Source organism: Halomonas sp. AOP7-B1-5, assembly GCF_052353045.1.
GTDB lineage: Bacteria > Pseudomonadota > Gammaproteobacteria > Pseudomonadales > Halomonadaceae > Vreelandella > Vreelandella colorata.
Genome location: NZ_JBQTDC010000082.1, coordinates 1 through 4,534, shown reverse-complemented (window position 1 = coordinate 4,534; position 4,534 = coordinate 1). Strand labels below are relative to the sequence as shown.

Annotated in this window: 3 protein-coding genes; 2 read left to right on the top strand and 1 reads right to left on the bottom strand. The window is 46.0% G+C overall.

The window, feature by feature from the left end; all coding sequences use genetic code 11:
- Nucleotides 1–1,570, top strand: a 1,570-nt coding sequence (locus tag ACT3XD_RS19285; RefSeq protein WP_444280683.1) for an SIR2 family protein, incomplete at its 5' end; no start/stop codon positions are given.
- Nucleotides 1,571–2,158: 588 nt separating this feature from the next.
- Nucleotides 2,159–3,115: a transcription termination factor Rho gene (gene rho / locus ACT3XD_RS19280; protein ID WP_192539883.1), complete on the top strand. Its 957-nt coding sequence runs from the start codon at nucleotides 2,159–2,161 to the stop codon at nucleotides 3,113–3,115.
- A gap of 128 nt (nucleotides 3,116–3,243) precedes the next feature.
- Here the strand turns inward: rho and ACT3XD_RS19275 are convergent, their stop codons facing one another.
- Nucleotides 3,244–4,431 carry a DEAD/DEAH box helicase gene (locus ACT3XD_RS19275; RefSeq protein ID WP_192539884.1) on the bottom strand — a complete coding sequence of 396 codons (1,188 nt, stop codon included), beginning with the start codon at nucleotides 4,429–4,431 and terminating at the stop codon, nucleotides 3,244–3,246.
- Between the last annotated feature and the right edge of the window lie 103 nt (nucleotides 4,432–4,534).

The following is a 4,534-nucleotide window of genomic DNA, read 5'->3' as shown; positions in this document are numbered from 1 at the left end:
TATTGTTGAGATAAAAATGGATATAGAAAGTAAATTAGTTGACATCTTTCGCAGCCGTTCGGCAGGACCATTTCTTTTTTTAGGATCAGGATTCTCCAGAAGGTACCTGGGGCTAGAGGATTGGAAGGGGCTGCTTAGTAAGTTCTGTGTAGCTGGTAAACCATTCGAGTATTACTTGTCATCAGCTAATGGCAGTTACTCGAAAGTTGCTACATTGCTTGCTAAAGATTTCAACGAGTTTTGGTGGTCTGCTCCTGAATATTCCCAGAGTGTAGATCGGTATAAATTAAAAATTAAAGATGAAACGTCAGCATTAAGAGTTGAAATATGCAACTATCTTTCTACTTTAGATCAATCTAAAGCAAAAGAATCTGAATATGCTGAAGAGGTAAAGCTACTTGCTAATTTGAACGTTGATAGTGTGATTACAACCAACTGGGACATGTTTATTGAGCAGCTTTTTCCTGAATATAAAACCTATATTGGACAAGAAGAGCTTTTATTTTCGAATCCACAGGAAATAGGTGAAATATACAAGATTCATGGCTGTTCAACAAGTTCTGATTCCTTAGTTTTGACTGATTCCGATTATGATTCATTTGATCAGAAAAATACGTATTTGGCAGCTAAGTTGATTACATTGTTTGTTGAGCACCCAGTAGTATTTATTGGTTATTCAATTTCAGATGAAAATATTAGTAGTTTGCTAAAGGCTATATCTGGGTGTATTGGTCGAGACAATATTGAGCAATTAAGAAAGAATCTAATATTTATTCAAAGGCTTTCTGGCGATGAAGAGCCGAACGTATCCGATACCTATTTAACGATCGACGGTATTCAGATTCCACTTGTATTAGTTAAAACAAATGATTTTCTTCCAGTTTATAAAGCTATTCATTCTACAAAACGAAAAATACCAGCAAGAGTTCTTAGATATTGTAAGGAACAGTTATATGAATTAGTGCAGTCTTCTGAGCCAGAGAAAAAAATATGTGTAGTTGATATTGATGAAATCGAAACAAAAGATGATGTTGAGTTTCTTGTTGGTGTTGGGGTTGCGCAACAAGAATTTATTGGGCCATCTCCTATCGGCTATGAAAGTGTCAACACAAATGATCTTTTTGAAGATTTGCTGCATCAAGAAAAAGGGTATGATTGTGAGCAGGTTTTAAAACATGTAGCGCCGAGAGCTTGTAAGTCAACTCCTAATGTTCCGGTATTTATATATTTGCATAAGTATGGCATTACCTGTGAACAAGGCTACAAAGACTCTGAATTTAACTTAGACAAAGTTGTATATAGGGATCTAAAAAAACTACGTATTAATACGTATGCTAAACCTTTCTTCCGTAACTATCGACATATGGATATGAGACAGATTATCGAAGCTTGTACACCTGAGAACGCTGCTGCATATATCCCATTTCTAAGTGTTGATAAAATTAATATTGAATTGTTACATCAGTTTTTGATCGATAACGAAGAAAAATTTGAATATGATGTTTCAAGCTATGCTAGTAACTTCAGGAAGTTAGCCGCACTATACGATAGGTTAAGATGGGGCTGGTAAAGTTTATCAAGTCGGTGTTTTAAGTGTTATATGGGTTGACCTTTCCCCGATCTTAGGCCATCGCTTCACTTCAGCCCACTCTTTAGCCTGATCCAACAACACCAGCCCGCTACCCACCTTAGCCAATTCATCACCCGGGTTATAGAGCGGGCAACTGGTCATACTCAAACAGCCGCAGCCGATACAGCCGCCTAAGTTATTGCACAGGGGTTGTAGGTACGCAACATACCCAATACAGCATGTTTGAAAAGCTGCTGCCAGTCTTAAACCGTTGGTGTGCGGTTATTGGGCAATGACTCAAAGGTCTGCTTGATCTAATCAGGGCTGACGCCGGCTTTCTGCGCAGCTTTGATAACCCAAATGCGCCTGAGTACCTCCGATTTTTCGGGGGATTACCCAAGTACCGCAACGACGCGATTAGGCTGGCTGGCCTTTGATCCGGCCACTTTGCTTAAGGCATTCTGTTTGCCTGCTCCAAAGGCATCATGGCCAGCCGTGTAATTTAGTGCTGCTACAAGACCAATATCATTTCCAAAGCCCTGCAGTTACTCTATGCGCTCAGCTTACCCAAGGCGATCCATCAATATTATGACGAGAAAAACACTAGGCTTGAAGGTCAAAAGGCAGCAAGAGGCCAAGCCCACTGACGAAGTTGAAGATCAATTACTCGATGACCCCGAAAAACGCTTTCTAAATGGCGTCGCAATCCATCCTTCTCCCCGCATTGCGTTGGAAGCTGGTTCCACCCAGCGCAGCGTGCGGGCGATGGATTTGATCACGCCCATCGGGATGGGCCAGCGTAGCTTGATCGTGGCACCCCCCGGTTCTGGCAAGACAACGCTGTTGAAACATATCTGTCAGGCCGTGGCAGAGGCGCACCCCGACATAAAGCTGTATGCCTTGCTTATCGATGAGCGCCCTGAAGAAGTGACAGATTTTAGGCGCAGCGTGTCGGCAGAGGTACATGCGTCGTCGTCAGACGAAAGCTACACCCATCATGTGCAAATGGCCGATAAGCTTCTTGAGACGGCACGTAGGCAAGCGGGCGAGGGGCACGATGTGATGATCGTGATTGATTCGCTGACGAGGCTTTCGCGCGTTCATAATGCCGAGCAGCGGGGCAATGGCCGCACCATGTCGGGTGGGCTGGATGCCCGAGCAATGGAAATACCCCGAAAGCTGTTTGGCGCCGCGCGAAAGATCGAAAACGGTGGGTCGCTCACGATTCTGGCCACCGTGCTGGTGTATACGGGCAGCCGGATGGATCAGGTGATATTCGAGGAGTTCAAGGGCACGGGCAATATGGAGATCGTGCTGTCACGCGACGTGGCCAACCAGCGGATTTTCCCGGCCATCGATATCGCCAAGAGCAGCACCCGCCGAGAAGAGCTTTTGATCGATGCCAAGGAGATCGAAAAAGTACGCACACTGCGTCGCGCATTGACACAGCTCAAACCAATCGAAGGGGCGCAGAAGCTGTTTGAGCTATTGGAGAAATACCCGACCAATGCCGAGCTACTGGACGCATTTTCACCCGCCGATTAGTGAGAGCGAAGTTTGTCGCCCCCAGTGCTTATCAATGTGTTGGTGAATGGACTGCGGTTTTAAAAACCAGCAGAGAAGCTCACCCTTTATTCATTCAATAGGTGAGCTTCTTTGTTACGTATTAGCGATTACTTCTTTTTATAGTTCAGGTTTGAAGCGGGTACTGCTTTTTTAACCGGAAAGCCTTCGACTTCCTTACGCTCAATGATGCTGTTCAATCGCCTTTCAATGGCACAAAGATTTTTAAAGTCACTGATGTCGACCAAAGAGATGGCTTCACCCGAGGCACCCGCACGGCCGGTTCGGCCAATACGGTGGATGTATTCTTCTGGCTGGAAGGGTAAATCGTAATTCACTACACGGCTCAGTTCACCGATATCCAAACCACGACCAGCCACCCCTGTAGCGATCAGGTACTTGAGCTCGCCGGATTTGAACTGACCTAAAACTTGTTCGCGCATGGCCTGGCTTCTACCGCCATGAATGGAATCTGCGATGATGCCGCGTTTTTCCAATTGGGCAACGAGCTTCGCGGCGTTGTGTTTTTTCTCGGTGAAAATAAGCGCCTGATCCCACTCTTGCTCATTGATCAAGTGACTCAACAAGGCCGACTTGGCGTCTTTGTCTACTGCGATTAGCCATTGCTTGATGCTGGCGGCGGCGCGCTCGTTGGGAGAAATGGATATTTCAGACGCTAGATCGGTCATCTTGCTATCTGAAAAGCCATAGGCCAGCGCCCGAACGTCGCCGGTCATCGTGGCCGAAAACAGCAGGTTCTGACGGTTTTCAGGCAGGCGTTCTATGATTTTGTTGATATCATCGACAAAACCCATGTCGACCATTCTGTCCGCTTCGTCCAACACCAGGGCTTTGAGTTCATCAAAGTGCAGTGCACGCTGATGAGCCAAATCCAGCAATCTGCCCGGTGTGGCGACAAGAATATCAATCCCTTCAATCAAGCGCTCTTTTTGAGGTTCGCTATCAACACCCCCATACACCGCCATAGACGTTAAGTGCAGGTGTTTAGCGTATTGAGCCACACTGGCTTCGACCTGAATCGCTAACTCACGGGTTGGGACCAGGATCAGCGCACGTATGCGTTTGCCACGCAGCGTTCCCGCTGTACTGAACCTTTCCAGCAGAGGCAGAACAAAGGCAGCGGTTTTGCCGGTTCCGGTTTGAGCGGTGGCGATTAAATCTTTACCCGAAAGAATGGCAGGAATCGCTTGTTCCTGGATGGGCGTTGGCGTTTTGTAACCTAGGTCGGTAATCGCTTGAACAAGAGGATTGGATAAACCGAGTTTTGCAAATGACATAATGGGGCTCTGACAGATCGTCGTAAGGGGTGTCGAAAATAAAAAGTGGTGCAGTATAGCGTAAAAGCAGCCGTTCGTTGCTCGAATAGTGAAACTGACTTGA